This is a genomic window from Acinetobacter sp. YH12100 (assembly GCF_013419135.1).
GTDB classification, from domain to species: domain Bacteria; phylum Pseudomonadota; class Gammaproteobacteria; order Pseudomonadales; family Moraxellaceae; genus Acinetobacter; species Acinetobacter pseudolwoffii.
On record NZ_VPAQ01000015.1, the window covers coordinates 1 to 15,634 of the forward strand.

General features: G+C 45.5%; 10 protein-coding genes, 2 tRNA genes and 1 pseudogene. 11 read left to right on the forward strand and 2 right to left on the reverse strand.

Annotated elements, in window-relative coordinates:
- Positions 1-123: 123 nt before the first annotated feature.
- Positions 124-834: pseudogene (locus tag FTU40_RS11165) on the reverse strand (sulfate ABC transporter substrate-binding protein); the annotation flags it as partial.
- A 392-nt stretch (positions 835-1,226) separates the two neighbouring features.
- On the opposite strand from FTU40_RS11165, the gene FTU40_RS11170 reads away from it, so the two are divergent.
- The 5 genes from FTU40_RS11170 (at position 1,227) to FTU40_RS11190 (ending at position 3,902) form a co-directional block, all read left to right on the forward strand.
- A complete protein-coding gene (locus FTU40_RS11170; protein ID WP_005094351.1) occupies positions 1,227-1,529 on the forward strand; it encodes a hypothetical protein in 303 nt (100 codons plus the stop codon).
- Between the two features lie 127 nt (positions 1,530-1,656).
- A complete protein-coding gene (gene gltX / locus FTU40_RS11175) occupies positions 1,657-3,165 on the forward strand; it encodes a glutamate--tRNA ligase (RefSeq protein ID WP_005168912.1) in 1,509 nt (502 codons plus the stop codon).
- Positions 3,166-3,222: 57 nt separating this feature from the next.
- Positions 3,223-3,298: transfer RNA gene (locus FTU40_RS11180), tRNA-Ala, on the forward strand.
- A 36-nt stretch (positions 3,299-3,334) separates the two neighbouring features.
- Positions 3,335-3,410 (forward strand) — tRNA-Glu (locus FTU40_RS11185).
- 150 nt (positions 3,411-3,560) lie between these two features.
- The gene (locus FTU40_RS11190; protein WP_074383638.1) at positions 3,561-3,902 is read left to right on the forward strand and encodes a hypothetical protein; all 342 of its coding nucleotides are present in this window, start codon (positions 3,561-3,563) and stop codon (positions 3,900-3,902) included.
- A gap of 69 nt (positions 3,903-3,971) precedes the next feature.
- Here FTU40_RS11190 and ettA read toward each other — a convergent pair whose 3' ends face one another.
- Positions 3,972-5,633, reverse strand: a complete 1,662-nt coding sequence (ettA, locus tag FTU40_RS11195) for an energy-dependent translational throttle protein EttA (RefSeq protein WP_005168915.1) — start codon at positions 5,631-5,633, stop codon at positions 3,972-3,974.
- A gap of 310 nt (positions 5,634-5,943) precedes the next feature.
- Between ettA and FTU40_RS11200 the strand changes: the two genes are divergently transcribed.
- The 6 genes from FTU40_RS11200 (at position 5,944) to FTU40_RS11225 (ending at position 15,630) form a co-directional block, all read left to right on the forward strand.
- Entirely contained in the window at positions 5,944-7,221 is a 1,278-nt protein-coding gene (locus FTU40_RS11200; protein WP_180040883.1) for an O-acetylhomoserine aminocarboxypropyltransferase/cysteine synthase family protein, read from the forward strand.
- Positions 7,222-7,516: 295 nt separating this feature from the next.
- Positions 7,517-8,404, forward strand: a complete 888-nt coding sequence (locus tag FTU40_RS11205; RefSeq protein WP_180040885.1) for an SDR family NAD(P)-dependent oxidoreductase — start codon at positions 7,517-7,519, stop codon at positions 8,402-8,404.
- Between the two features lie 225 nt (positions 8,405-8,629).
- The gene (gene hisIE, locus FTU40_RS11210; RefSeq protein WP_180040886.1) at positions 8,630-9,412 is read left to right on the forward strand and encodes a bifunctional phosphoribosyl-AMP cyclohydrolase/phosphoribosyl-ATP diphosphatase HisIE; all 783 of its coding nucleotides are present in this window, start codon (positions 8,630-8,632) and stop codon (positions 9,410-9,412) included.
- Positions 9,413-9,427: 15 nt separating this feature from the next.
- Positions 9,428-10,930 carry a UvrD-helicase domain-containing protein gene (locus tag FTU40_RS11215; RefSeq protein WP_180040888.1) on the forward strand — a complete coding sequence of 501 codons (1,503 nt, stop codon included), beginning with the start codon at positions 9,428-9,430 and terminating at the stop codon, positions 10,928-10,930.
- A gap of 33 nt (positions 10,931-10,963) precedes the next feature.
- On the forward strand, positions 10,964-12,346 hold the full coding sequence (locus tag FTU40_RS11220; protein ID WP_180040890.1) for an AAA family ATPase: 1,383 nt from the start codon (positions 10,964-10,966) through the stop codon (positions 12,344-12,346).
- A 446-nt stretch (positions 12,347-12,792) separates the two neighbouring features.
- Positions 12,793-15,630: a monovalent cation/H+ antiporter subunit A gene (locus FTU40_RS11225; protein WP_180040892.1), complete on the forward strand. Its 2,838-nt coding sequence runs from the start codon at positions 12,793-12,795 to the stop codon at positions 15,628-15,630.
- Positions 15,631-15,634: the final 4 nt, after the last annotated feature.

Sequence of the window (15,634 nt, forward strand, 5' to 3'; positions counted from 1 at the left end):
GCAGGGTCGTGCGGTGGTGCGCCCTTAGATATTATTAAGAAATACATTCAAAACCAACAAGGTTAAAATCTGTGAAATTCACCTCCACCCTGACTGTCGGGTGGAGTCCTCTTTCACTTACAGATAGATGATATCGTACTTGTCCTTACCTAGACCTTGCGTTGCCAGCAAGGCTTCATTTTCCCAAGATAATAGTACATCGCCAATACCGCGCTCGGCAAAAGTCGTCAGTGAACCACGGGCACCGGAATCCAACACTTTGACATTTTGATAAAGCTTTTTGACCAGATCTCGGGCTTTGGCATCATTGCCACCGGGCTGTTTCAGCGCATAGCCCGAAGCAGACAGATAGATCCAACGTGGCGCTCCACCAGTTTTCGGGTTAGGTGTAATAATCTCGACACCCGGTTTGGTCAGATCATTCCAGTCCTTGATTTGCTTGGGATTGGCCTTACACACCAAAAAAACAATGGTAGACGTATAAGGTGCAGAATTACTCGGAAATTCTTTTTGCCAGCCTTTCTCGATTAAATCGGCATTGACGATTTCCTCAATGTCATTGGCCAAAGCCAAAGTCACCACATCGGCCTGTAAACCATCGACGACCGAACGTGCCTGCTTGCCTGAACCGCCATGTGACTGTTTAAAATTGATTGTCTGTCCGGTTTTCTGCTTCCAGAACTGGCCAAACTCCTGATTATATTCCTGATTATATTCCTGGTAAAATTCACGGGTCGGATCATAAGAGACATTCAGGAAATCTTTGGCCATTACATTTTGCATGGTGGTTGCTTTAAATATTGTCAAGATTGCGGTTGCTATTATTTTTTTCATGTTATGTGACTCATTATTGAGATAACCACACTGTATAAATAAAAAATAAATATAACAATCATGTGTTTATAATAATATTGATGATCTATTTCTGATTTTGAGATATCTGCTAACAATTAAACCTGGATACATATTCTGCTAAAAAATTAATCTCCTGCTACAATATAAGACAGTTCTTCACGTTCTCTTCACAGTTGTCTGTTAAAAATAGGCCGCCAAAAGAGAGAATTACGATTTTTAGTAATTTTCCATAGATGTTATATTAATTTTTTGTAAAAAATGTGACTTGGTTCTACTTCTTTATAATCAACTGTGATTAAATTGTAGACGGAGTATTAAAAAAACATTTTTAACAGAATAAAACCAACCAGAAGCAAGGAGGAAGTTTGGATATGAAATTTAAATTATTCACAGCTAGCATCCTAAGTCTGATCATGCTGTTTTCGATTCAACTGGGTCATGCCGTCGTTGTGAAGACAGATTTGCAGAAGGCCTCAGTCACTACTGTTGAAAGCAAGACATCGCCGATTGAAAAAGCAATTCAACAACAAAAAAGCGAAAAAACCCTGCATACAGACGATAATCTTAAAGTCTTAACTGCGCTGAAAGTCGCACCTTCACAAAATTTCTTTGCAGCACAAAATTATCGCTTTACCCGCTTCGTACAAAGCATATTTTCTAGCGATCATTCTTAATCAGTTTTAACCAACTCGAATAACAGCAGGATTTAAAGCCACATCACTGAATGTTGAATAAAGCATTAAGTGATGTGGCTTTTTCGCTATAATAGAACCAAATTTATATTCTAGATTATATCCGGCTATGACTGTTCGTACTCGTATTGCACCTTCTCCTACAGGTTTTCCTCATGTAGGTACTGCCTATATTGCCTTGTTTAACTTATGTTTTGCTAAACAGCATGGGGGTGAATTCATCCTTCGTATTGAAGATACCGACCAACTGCGCTCAACACCTGAATCTGAAAAAATGATCCTGGATTCATTGCGCTGGCTCGGTCTCAACTGGTCTGAAGGTCCAGATGTGGGTGGCCCACATGCACCGTACCGCCAGTCAGAACGCATGGATATTTATAAAAACTATGCGCTGGAACTGGTTGAAAAAGGTCATGCCTTCTACTGTTTCGCTACTGCCGAAGAACTGGATCAAATGCGTGCTGAACAGCAAGCACGTGGTGAATCTCCACGTTATGACGGTCGAGGCTTAAACCTTTCTCAAGAAGAGGTCGAGCGTCGTTTGGCTGCTGGCGAAGCACATGTGATTCGCATGAAAGTACCGACTGAAGGTATTTGTAAATTTAATGACATGCTGCGTGGTGAAGTCGAGATTCCATGGGCGCAGGTCGACATGCAGATTCTGCTGAAAACTGACGGCTTGCCAACTTATCATTTGGCCAACGTGGTGGATGACCATTTAATGCAAATCACGCATGTGATTCGTGGTGAAGAATGGATTCCGTCTGCACCGAAGCATCAGTTGCTGTACCAGTATTTCGGTTGGGAGATGCCGGTACTGTGTCACATGCCACTGCTACGCAACCCGGACAAATCAAAATTGTCTAAGCGTAAAAACCCAACTTCAATCAACTATTACAAAGATATCGGTGTACTGCCTGAAGCCTTGTTGAACTACTTGGGTCGTATGGGCTGGTCAATGCCAGATGAAAGTGAAAAATTCACATTGGCAGAAATGATTGAACATTTTGATATCAAACGCGTATCACTCGGTGGTCCAATCTTTGATGTTGAAAAACTCAACTGGCTCAATGGTCAATGGATCAAAGCCCTTTCTCCTGCTGAATTGCTCGATACGCTGCTGGCATGGAAAGCAGACCGTGCCAAATTAGAAGAAATTGCAGCTGCGATTCAACCACGTATCAACTTGCTGTCTGAAGCAGTGAACTGGTCTGCGCATTATTTCAACCACTTCCCGACACTGACTCAGGAGCAGTTTGTCAGCAAAAAACTGTCTGACGAACAGGTACGTCAGAGCTTGCAGTTTGCCATTTGGCGTTTAGAAAGCCTGTTCACCTGGAACAACGACACGGTCAGCCAAACCTTGATGGATTTGGCAGCACAAATGGAAATTAAACTGCGTGACTTCATGCCGGCCTTTTTTATTGCCATTGCCGGTTCAACTGCGTCTACCCCGGTGATGCAGACTATGGTCACCATTGGCCCTGATTTGACCTTCGCACGTTTACGTCATGCGCTGGAAATTGTCGGTGGCCCAAGCAAAAAAGAGCTGAAAGTCTGGGAAAAACTCAATGAAAGCTTAAAATTGCCGAAAAATGAAGCGGTTGATCAAGCTTAATTAATTTTTTTGTTGACGTGTGAGCGCGATATCCCTAATATAGCGCTCACACAGACTGGGGTCATAGCTCAGTTGGTAGAGCGCTACAATGGCATTGTAGAGGTCAGGAGTTCGATCCTCCTTGACTCCACCAAATCAAGTCTTGCTTTAGCTGTGTAACGCCTCAATTGTCCCTATCGTCTAGAGGCCTAGGACATCGCCCTTTCACGGCGGTAACCGGGGTTCGAATCCCCGTAGGGACGCCATATTCAAGATTACTTTTGAAGTGGTCTTTTAAAAAACCCAAGCATTATGACTTGGGTTTTTTATTGCCTGTATATTTTATGTTGGGCAATATTTCGGTTTCTTCGCATCTTCCGATAAAATAATCAGTAATTTAGAATTTTGGAGTTGTAATGCAATATCGTTGCCCTAAGTGTCAAAGCCCGAAAATCATGCCGGTGGCCCAGCCAGGTCAAGCAGCTCCACGTCCGGTGGTTCCTAAAAGCCTGATGTTTCTGGTGCCCGCCCTGTTCCTATTATTATTGCTGGTGATCATCAGTATCGCGATGTGGATCTTTGGTGATGGTGCAGGTACAACTTTACAGACTGCAACCGTCATCGTCTTTATTCTTTCTTTGATTGCAGGCTTTATATTCTATAAAGATTTGCCTGATTTTAAAATTTCCATGCAGGCCTTCATGCAGACCCAAAAGAAATGGAAATGTCGCGAATGTAATCATGAGTGGGAAATCTAAGTCATTACCCACCACCCTATAAGCACAAAAACCAGCCCGAAGGCTGGTTTTTTATTTTAAAATCAGGGATTAAACACCAATTTTACGGTATTTTTGACGCTTCGCAACCAGATCATCACCATCGCGCTTACGGCGATATTCTTCAAACTCAGCATAGTTACCGGTGAAGAATTCAGGTGTTTCGCCTTCAAATGACAAAATGTGCGTTGCAATACGGTCCAGGAACCAACGGTCATGCGAGATCACCATCACAGTACCCGGGAACACCAGAATGGCATCCTCAAGCGCACGTAAGGTTTCGATATCCAGGTCGTTTGACGGTTCATCGAGCAAGATTACGTTTGCGCCCATTTGCAGGATTTTAGCCAGTTGTAAACGGTTACGCTCACCACCTGACAATTGACCGACACGTTTTTGCTGATCCTGGCCTTTAAAGTTAAAACGACCGATATATGCACGAGATGCAATTTCGTATTCGCCAATCTTCAAGATGTCTAAACCGCCAGAAACTTCTTCCCAAACCGTTTTGTTGTCATCAAGCGTGTCACGAATCTGACCCACATAAGCCACTTTCACCGACTCACCCAGTACCACAGAACCGGTATCCGGTTGTTGTTCACCGGTCATCATGCGGAACAGTGTGGTTTTACCTGCACCGTTCTCACCGACGATACCCACGATCGCAGCAGGCGGTACAACGAATGATAAATCTTTATACAGGGTACGATCACCAAACGATTTGCTGATGCCTTCAACTTCTACAACCTTGTTGCCTAGACGTGGGCCAGGTGGAATGTAGATTTCAGAGGTTTCGTTACGCTGTTGGAATTCACGCGAGTTAAGCTCTTCAAAACGCTCCATACGCGCTTTGTTTTTCTTTTGCTGGCCTTTGGCATTTGAGCGAACCCATTCAAGTTCTTTTTTCAATGCTTTAGCAAAAGATTCTTCTTGCTTGTTCTCTTGCTCTAGACGGGCATTTTTCTGCTCTAACCAAGAAGAGTAGTTGCCTTGGTATGGAATACCCATGCCACGGTCAAGCTCAAGAATCCACTCAGCCACGTTATCCAGGAAATAACGGTCGTGCGTAATCGCAACGATGGTACCCGGGAAGTCTTTCAAGAAACGTTCTAACCAGGCAACAGATGATGCATCTAAATGGTTCGTCGGTTCGTCAAGAAGCAACATGTCTGGCTTAGACAAGAGCAAACGGCACAGTGCCACACGGCGGCGTTCACCACCTGAAAGCAGTTTAACATCGGCATCCCAAGCTGGAAGGTTCAGTGCAGCAGCTGCCTGATCCATCTGATTGGCAAGGTTATGTGCATCCCATGCATGGATAATGGCTTCGAGCTTTTCTTGCTCTTTTGCAAGTGCATCAAAGTCAGCATCTTCTGCTGCATATTCTGCAAATACTTCGTCAAGACGTGCCAAAGCATCCAGCGGCTCACGCAGACCATCTTCAACGTTGCCACGCACGTCTTTAGTTTCATCTAAAGGCGGCTCTTGCTCGAGATAACCGATTTTAGTACCTGGTTGTGCACGTGCTTCACCAGAGAAATCTTTATCTACGCCCGCCATAATACGAAGCAAGGTCGATTTACCTGCACCGTTTAGACCAAGCACACCAATTTTTGCGCCCGGGAAAAATGATAAGGAGATATCTTTCAGGATTTCGCGTTTCGGCGGCACCATCTTAGACACTCGGTTCATCGTATAAATATATTGGGCCACGTAGGACTCCTCAACTGAAAAACCAAATGGGGTTAAAACAACCACCCCAGCTCAAAAAAGAGCGAAAAAATAATCGGCTATTATACGCAGAAAGCTGCGAAAACATAAGCCATTGCCATGAACTTCAATGCATTGTTACAAGTTTATTTATGGTGATTTTTCAAACAGCTGATTTAAGTCAAATAAGTGCGTCGAATCCCAATTTATATATGATTATTTCATCTATCTATTTCAGTAAAATTGCACTTTTACTTATATATGAAAATGTTACACTCAAGTCATAAACTTAAACACAAGAAGATCAGTCATAATGAGTTATAAAGCAGAAACCCTTGCGATTCATGCAGGTTATAGCCCTGAAGCCACCACCAAAGCAGTTGCAGTGCCAATTTACCAAACTACGTCTTATGCCTTTGACAATACTCAACATGGGGCCGATTTGTTCGATTTAAAGGTACAGGGCAATATCTATACCCGGATCATGAACCCGACCACGGCGGTGTTAGAGCAACGTATCGCCGCACTTGAAGGCGGGATTGGCGCACTTGCTTTAGCGTCTGGTATGGCTGCAATTACCTATGCGATTCAGACCATTGCTGAAGCCGGTGACAATATTGCATCCGTATCTACGCTCTATGGCGGCACCTATAACCTGTTCGCACACACCCTGCCGAAGCAAGGTATTGACGTGCGTTTCTTTGATTATGAAAAACCGGAAAGCTTGCGTAGTTTAATTGATGACAAGACCAAACTGGTCTTTGTGGAATCCATTGGTAATCCACTGGGTAATATTATTGATCTGGAAGAGATTGCAAAAATCGCGCATGAGTACGGTGTGCCTGTGGTCGTGGACAACACGGTGGCAACGCCAGTGCTACAAAAATCTTTTGATTTTGGTGCCGACATTATCGTGCATTCATTGACCAAATATATCGGCGGTCATGGCAATTCGATTGGTGGCATCATTGTCGATAGCGGTAAATTCCCGTGGGGTAAATATCCTGAACGCTTTCCCGCGCTGAATACCCCCGATCCAAGTTATCATGGCGTAAACTATGTCGAAGTTCTCGGTGAAGCGGCTTATATCGCTCGAGCGCGTGTGGTGCCACTACGCAATACTGGGGCCGCGATCAGCCCGCAGAATGTGTTTCTGATCCTGCAAGGTTTGGAAACTTTAAGTCTGCGTATGGAGCGTCATACTGAAAATGCGCTTAAAATTGCGGAATATTTACAGCAGCATCCTAAAGTAAAATGGGTCAATTACGCTGGTCTGAAAGATCATCCACAACATGCCTTGGCACAAAAATATGTGAAAGGTAAACCATCTGCGATTCTAACCTTTGGCGTAGAGCATGGTCTTGAAGGCGGCACACGTTTTATTGATGCGCTGCAACTGTTTACCCGTCTGGTCAATATCGGCGATGCCAAGAGTCTGGCCTGCCACCCGGCGACCACCACACATCGTCAGCTGAATGCTGAAGAACTCAAATCTGCCGGTGTTAGCGAAGACATGGTGCGTTTATCGATTGGCATTGAACATATTGATGACCTGATTGCCGATCTGGATCAGGCACTGGCAACCGTTTAAAGCCCGACTACATCAGCCCCAAAACTCCATCCATACCGGTGGAGTTTTGATTTGTTTTTCTAAAACAGCCACTTGCTTTGCTTTTTATTTTCATGGTAAAAGTTAAATGAAATAGCGAACACAAATAGAGCAATTACTCTAATTTTTATTTTAATTTCAATAGTTTAATATATAGATTTTCCTGAAGAATTGTTTATCATATCTGTACTCACCTTCGCTCTCATTTTTTGTTAGAGCGCCATAGACCTTTAATAAAAACAATTTGAACGTTGACTTCAAATTAGGGATAACAAACGTGAAAACTAGACTACACAAACAACTGGAAAAATCTGTTGCAGGTAAAACCATCCTGATTACCGGTGCATCCAGCGGTATTGGTTTAACGACAGCACATCAACTGGCCGATGCAGGCGCCCATGTTTTACTGGTGTCCCGCACACAAGAAACCCTAGAACAAGTAAAATCAGAAATTGAAGCCAAAGGCGGCAAAGCCTCGATATTTCCATGTGATTTAAATGATATGGAAGCCATTGATGAAGTCTCCAAACAGATCATTGCTTCAGTCGACCATATCGATATTCTGATCAATAATGCAGGACGTTCGATTCGCCGTGCGGTACATGAGTCAGTGGATCGTTTCCATGATTTTGAACGTACCATGCAGCTGAATTATTTTGGCGCGGTGCGTCTGGTCATGAATATCCTGCCACAAATGATGATTCGCCGTGCAGGTCATATTATCAATATCAGTTCAATTGGCGTACTGGCTAACGCCACCCGTTTTTCGGCCTATGTTGCCTCAAAAGCAGCATTAGATGCCTTTAGTCGCTGCCTGTCTGCAGAAGTACATTCGCACAAAATTGCAATCACCTCGATCTACATGCCTTTGGTACGCACCCCGATGATTGCACCGACCAAAATCTATAAATATGTACCGACACTTTCTCCGGAACAGGCGGCTGACCTGATTGCCTATGCAATCGTGAAACGTCCGAAGAAAGTCGCCACCGGTTTGGGTCGTCTGGCATCGATCACCTACTCAATAGCCCCAGATATTAACAACGTGTTGATGTCGATTGGTTATAACCTGTTCCCAAGTTCAAGTGCCTCTGTGGGACAACCACAAAAACTGAACCTGGTACAAAAAGCATATGCGCGTCTGTTCCCGGGCGAACACTGGTAATTTTTACTGGAATAATTTCCTGAAAATACAGGCCGCCTACCGGGCGGCTTTTTAATGCTTCAGTCTTGAAACATCCAGATCAAAGCCGGTGATTCTGATGTATACACGACACAGCCTGTCCTGTCGATACAGATTTTTGTCGCAAATGCTGCGAGATCACGTACACTATCAGCGGATATTTCCTATCCGTATTTTTATATTTTGATTGAAATGATGGAAACCCTTATGAATAACGCGCAATGGCTCGATGAAGTAAAATTTAACGAACAAGGATTAGTCCCTGCCATTGCCCAGCATCATCAAACTGGTCGTGTGTTGATGGTGGCCTGGATGAACCGTGAAGCGCTGGCACTGACTGCTGAAAAAAATCAGGCGGTATATTTTTCCCGTTCACGCAACAAGTTATGGCATAAAGGTGAAGAATCCGGACATTTTCAAACGGTACATGAAATCCGTCTGGACTGTGATGCTGACGTGATTGTGCTGCAAATTGAACAGCATGGTGGCATCGCCTGCCATACCGGCCGTGAATCGTGTTTTTATCGCAAACTCACGCCAAATGGCTGGGAAATTGTCGATGCACAACTCAAAGATCCGTCTGTGATTTATGCTGAAAAGTCTAGTAATCCACATACGCTGGCGATGGAAGCATCAACCGCCCAATCTGAACAGGTTGAAGTTTTGTCTTATCTGGGACAGATGATGGCAGAACGCAAACAGGCCGATCCGGATTCATCTTATGTGGCCAAGCTCTATCATAAAGGTTTAAACAAAATCTTGGAGAAAGTCGGTGAAGAAAGCTTTGAGACTGTACTGGCAGCTAAAGACTTTGACCAAGATGCATCTATCGACAATAAAAATGACCTGATCTATGAAGTTGCTGATTTGTGGTTCCACACCATTGTCATGCTGGGTTATTTCGATATCGAACCGCAGCTGGTCTTGAATGAACTGGCACGTCGTCAAGGCTTATCCGGTCTGGTCGAAAAAGCCAGCCGTCAGCACTAAATATTGAACTCATCTGTGTCTGATTTAAAAAAACCGAGCGCAACCTATGAGCAGGCAACTGCCATTGATAACGCACGTCTGGGCAAATCCTTTAAGGTGATTGCCTATGCAGGCACCGGTAAAACCACCACCCTGCAAATGATCAGTGATGCCATGCCGCAAAGACGCGGCATGTATCTGGCCTTTAACAAAGCCATTGCCAGTGAAGCGCAAGCCAAGTTTCATCGTGGCGTAGATTGCCGCACATTTCACTCGCTGGCGTTTCGTAGCGTTCCACGTGGAGTCACCGACAAACTGCGTCTGCCACGCCTGAGTCCAAGTTTTATTGCCAAGGAATACCGGCTTGAACCGATAACCATGCGTCGTATGATGGGTGGGCGTTATGAAAAATATGTACTGATGCCTTCGCGACTGGCCAGTCTGGTCGCCAATGCGGTCGGTTATTTCTGTTCGACCAGTTCGCAATACCCTGCCCCGCGGCATATTCAGGCGCCAAGCTGGTTGCATCCGGATGATATCGAGACGTTGCAGAAGAAACTCTATCCGGCGGTAGAACGGCGCTGGTTAGAGTCAATTGATCCGAATCATCAGGCCGGGATCGGACATGATATTTACCTGAAACTCTGGGCACTGTCCGAGCCGAATATTCCGGCCGATTATGTGCTGTTCGATGAAGCCCAAGATGCCGACCCACTCATGCTCGGAATTTTGCTGAAACAGCGGAATACTCAGGTGATTTATGTCGGTGACGCGCATCAGCAGATTTATGCCTGGCGCGGTGCGGTGAATGCCATGCAGCAACTGCCTTTACCCGAATCACGCCTGACCACATCGTTTCGTTTCGGCCCTGAAATCGCGTTAAATGCCAATGCCATTTTAGGTGCACTGAATGAAACCGTGCCTTTGCTTGGCAATCCGTTGTTAGATTCTAAAGTCGTGAATAAACCGCATACCAAAATGCGGGATGCAATTTTATGCCGGACCAATGCCCGGGCCATGGAACTGTTACTTGCCGGACTGGTGCGTGGTGATAAAGTCAGCCTGCAAGCCGATCATGTCAAACTGAATCGTTTTGTCGATGCGGCTGCCATGTTGAAACAGGGCAAACGTGTGGTCGATGTGCCGGAATTGGCTTGGTTTAATTCCTGGCATGATGTGCATGAATACTGTGAAACCAATGAAGGTAGCGATATCAAACCGCTGGTTAAACTGGTCGATGAACATGGCACCGATCCATTGAAAAAAGCCCTGGCCAAAATCACCCCGATTGGACAGGCGGACTATATTATTTCCACTGCACATAAGGCCAAAGGTCTGGAGTGGGAACGGGTGCATATTGAAGATGACTATCAGTTTAAGCTGAATGAAAAAGATCATAAAATTAGTGATGAAGAGCTACGTTTACTTTACGTGGCCTGTACACGTGCTAAAGTAAGCTTAAATATTCATCACATTTATGACCTGATTCAACAACTGAAGATCAAGATGCCGCAGTCGCTTCGTCAAGCCGTCGGTTAAGGTATGGATGTAAAATCATGGTACAGGTGATCTATGCACATCGAAGCGCTTCAACTGAAACACACCCTGCATTTTCCAGAGATTCAGCTTCAGCTTGATTATTCACAATATCCGCTTACCTTAATTTTGGGCAATCAGGGTACTGGCAAAACCACTTTGTTACGCTGTGCTTATCAGGCGCTGACCTGGTTTGCAGCGCGTTATCTCGATAGCCGGGCTGCCGGTCTGGTGATGCCTGATCAGGACATCATGCAACACCGGCTGCAATCCAAAATTGATATCCGGGTTGGCTTTCCCGAAGAGGTTTCAGCGCTTACAGAATCCAGCCAGACTGAAGCTGCACAGCAACAGAGCTGTTCCTGGCAAGTCTATAAGACTTTAAATAGTCAGGGACTCGGCTTTAGCAAAGCAGAAACCGCGCAACTGGACAGCATGCTTGGGCTTTATCAGAAAGCCCGACTCAATGATCCTCTGCTCGGCTTGCCGCTAATTGCCTATTATCCTACCGACCGCTTTGTCAATGACGTCAATCTGATCAGCAAAAACAATCCGGCCATTTTCCATACAGCGTATGCTTACGACATTGGCGCGATTCCGTTTACGACCTTTGCCCGTTTCTTTGAATGGTTGCGTGAAGTCAGTGATATTGAAAATGCGCAAAGCGCCAAGATCATGGATCAGATTTTAGCGCGTGCCTTGCAGCAGCCTGAAGATATTCGGGGAGATGAACTGGCGCGGCAGATTGAAAAAGCGCAAGCACAGCTGCATACCCCGCATTTAACGGCCTTAAAAAACGCCCTGTCGCAGGTACTGCCTGACATCAGCCAGATTGAGTTAAAATACCAGCCCAAGCTGCAACTGATGCTGACCTATCAGGACAAGAGTTTTACTTTTCAGCAACTTCCCAATAGCATCCGCACCTGGATTGCACTGGTGGGCGATATTGTACGGCGTCTTTGTCTGCTCAACCCGAACAGTTTATTTCCATGTCAGGAAGGTACAGGAGTGTTGTTGATTGATGCCATTGATCATCAGCTGGATCAGGATCTGGCAGCAGAGATTCTGCCACGTCTGCATCAGGCATTTCCTAACTTGCAAATTATTGCCACCGGCAACCGACCTGAGTTACTGGAACATGCACAGGCCTTTCAGTGCTTAAGACTCGAAAATAAACAGTTGCATCCAATTCATCTTGAAAGCATGAAAATCCAGTTTGATCAGATCTATGCCGAAATGGGTCTACATACTGATCCAGACGCAATTCCTGCCGAAGAAGCGCTAATAGAAACCGTCACCGAACCGACTACACCGCTTGCTGTATTACAGCGGATTCAGCAACAGTTGAATCCTGAACAGCAGCAGGAATTGTTACGTTTACTTGCTCAGGATCAGCCGACGCTACCGCAATCGCTCTAAGTAACGTTGAAAAACAGTAATGATCGTTTCGATGAATATCGAGATTTATCCAGACCATTTTAGTGCTGTCTTTTTGCAATTGTAAAACTGTATTTAGTCATATTTACAATCAATGCTTGCAATTTAATCTTAATTTTCGGTCACTTCTGGATGATCTGTTTAAGCATCCACCCCACGCCAAAAGCCTGCTCACGTATAATTTATAAGTTCGACATAAAAACGTTGATGTTGTTGTTATCCTGTAATATGATCGGTTTTATTTGCGAATTTCATTGTAAAATCGGAATTTGCTATCGTTTATAAGTTGCGCAATACAACTGTTTTTATATTCTTTTTGAATATTCTTTTGGCTTTCAAGATTGAGAAGTTTGGGTTGCTCCTTGTAATCCTGTAGTCCTTGAAAGATGAAGATTCACCCTAGGTTGGTCACAACCTAAATCACGACAATGGATACGAGTGTGCTGCCGATTATTATATTGTTACCGTTAGTATTAGGCACAACCCTTGTCTCGTGGCTGAAGCAATTTTCGCGCGGGGTAACGGCTTTAGGGGCAATTGGTGTCAGCCTCAGCAGTTTCTTATTATTATTAAGTCAGGCGCCTGCCATCTTTGATGGTGCCGTGATCATTCAGACCTGGTCCTGGCTGCCCCAGCTCGGGATCGATTTCAGTTTCCGTCTGGATTCTCTGGCCCTGCTGTTTGCCTTGCTGATCAGTGGCATAGGCACCCTGATCTATATTTATGCCTATTATTATCTCAATCCTAAAAATTCGCTGAGCAAACTTTATTTCTTGCTGATGCTGTTTATGGCAGCCATGCTCGGAATTTCATTGTCGAATAACTTGCTGATCCTGCTGGTTTTCTGGGAACTTACCAGTATTTCATCATTTTTACTGGTGGGCTATTGGAGCAATTACGAAGCCGCACAGCGCGGCTCACGTATGGCCTTGACCATTACCGGCATGGGTGGCTTGGCCATGCTTGGTGGCTTCATCCTGCTGGGTCAAATTACCGGCACTTATCAGATTGATCAAATCCTGACGATGACTGAACAGATCCAGTCACATGCGCTATTTGTTCCCACTTTGTTGCTGATTTTACTCGGTGCCTTTACCAAGAGTGCGCAGTTCCCCTTCCATTTCTGGTTACCCAATGCCATGGCAGCACCGACACCGGTCTCTGCCTATTTACACTCGGCCACCATGGTCAAAGCCGGCCTGTTTCTGGTCGCACGTTTACTCCCGATTTTTGCGGGCGCGGCACTGTTTCATAATATTGTGACCTTTGTCGGTCTGTTTACCCTGTGCATGGCCGCCTTTTTTGCCATTTTTAAGGAAGATCTGAAAGGCTTGTTGGCCTATTCAACCATCAGTCATCTGGGTCTGATCATGTGTCTGCTCGGGATTGGTTCTCCACTGGCAGTCGCAGCGGCAATTTTCCATATTATTAACCATGCCACCTTTAAAGCGGCCCTGTTTATGATTGCCGGTATTATCGATCATGAATCTGGCACCCGTGATTTACGTAAGCTTTCAGGTCTATGGCAACTGCTGCCCTTTACTGCAACGCTGACCATGATCACTGCGGCCTCTATGGCCGGTGTTCCATTGACCAATGGTTTCCTCTCCAAAGAGATGTTCTTTACTGAGCTGATGGCCAATTTAAGCGGGCCAGTGCTGGTCGGTTCAGCCATTGTGGCAACATTGGCCGGAATTTTTGCAGTCACTTATTCGATTCGTCTGGTGCATGGGGTATTTTTCGACGGCCCACTGGGCAAGCAAGTCCCGAATAAAAATGCACATGAGCCACCATTTGGCATGCGCGCACCCGCCACTTTACTGGCATTTCTATGTATTTTAGTGGGTCTATTGCCAGCACTTTTGGTCGAAAAAATCGTGAATAGTACCACGCAGGCAACGACTCAAAATTTTGCTTTTGAAGGTACGCATCTGGCCCTCTGGCATGGGTTTAATCTGCCATTATTAATGAGTGTGATTGCTTTGGCCGGTGGTGCAGTGTTTTACTTTTCTCTGGCCAAAGGTGGTGCCTTACGTGAAATTGATCTGGATCCAAAACTGGGCCGCTTACAGGGTCGGATCCTGTTTGACCTGTTCCTGAAAAATCTGCTGTTAAATTCACGTCGTTTCCGCCGTGCCACTGAAACTGGCAAATTACAAAGCTATTTATTATGGATTGTGATCTTTACCATCGGTCTGGTTGGTTTCCCATTGCTATCCAATGGTATCGGTAGCGGTACGCGTGAGCTGACCCACGCCCCTGCCCTGGCCATTGTCTTGTGGATGTTGCTATTTTCTGCCTGCTGGATGCTGCTATGGTTCCATCATGAACGGATTAAAGCGGTACTGATCAGTGGTGCAGTGGGTCTGGTGGTAACCATGGTCTTTATTGGCTTCTCGGCACCTGACCTGGCATTGACCCAAATTACAGTCGATGTGGTAACCACCGTCTTGTTATTAATGAGTTTATCTCTGCTACCGCAGCTAACCCCTTATGAATCCAGTCCAACCCGGCGCTGGCGCGATGCGATCATTGCGCTGGGCGGCGGTCTCGGTATTGCCACCATCGCCTGGCTGATCATGACCCGTGATCATAATTCTATTTCATGGTTCTTCCTGCAGCAGTCAATTCCACTCGGCGGCGGCACCAATGTGGTCAATGTGATTCTGGTCGACTTCCGTGGTTTCGATACCTTCGGCGAAATTACTGTACTCGGGATTGCCGCGATTGGTGTGCTTAGCCTGATGGATGGCATGCGTGCGCATGGCACCACCATGACCCAAGGTTTGACCTATCGATTTAATCCCTCCCCCTTGATGTTACGTATCACGGCATCATGGATTTTACCTGTAGCTCTGGTAGTCAGCCTGTATATCTTTATGCGTGGCCATAACCTGCCGGGCGGTGGATTCATTGCAGGATTAGTCACCTCACTGGCCTTAATTATTCAATATATTGCAGTGGGACAGGATAAAACTGAACAGTTGCTGGGTGCCAAATCTGGTCGTTTGTATGAAATCTGGATTGGCGTGGGTTTAACCATTGCCGGTTTGACCGGGGTTGCAGCCTGGTTCTGGTCACGCCCATTCCTGACCAGTGCGCATATTTATGTCTCGCCACCCGTGATTGGAGAAATGCATCTGGCTTCGGCGGCGCTGTTTGATGTCGGTGTCTATGTCACTGTAGTCGGTGCGACCATGCTGATGATTTCTGTGCTGGGCGATTCACGTCACTCCAGTATGACTGGCCCAGTACCAAGAGGATAATAGA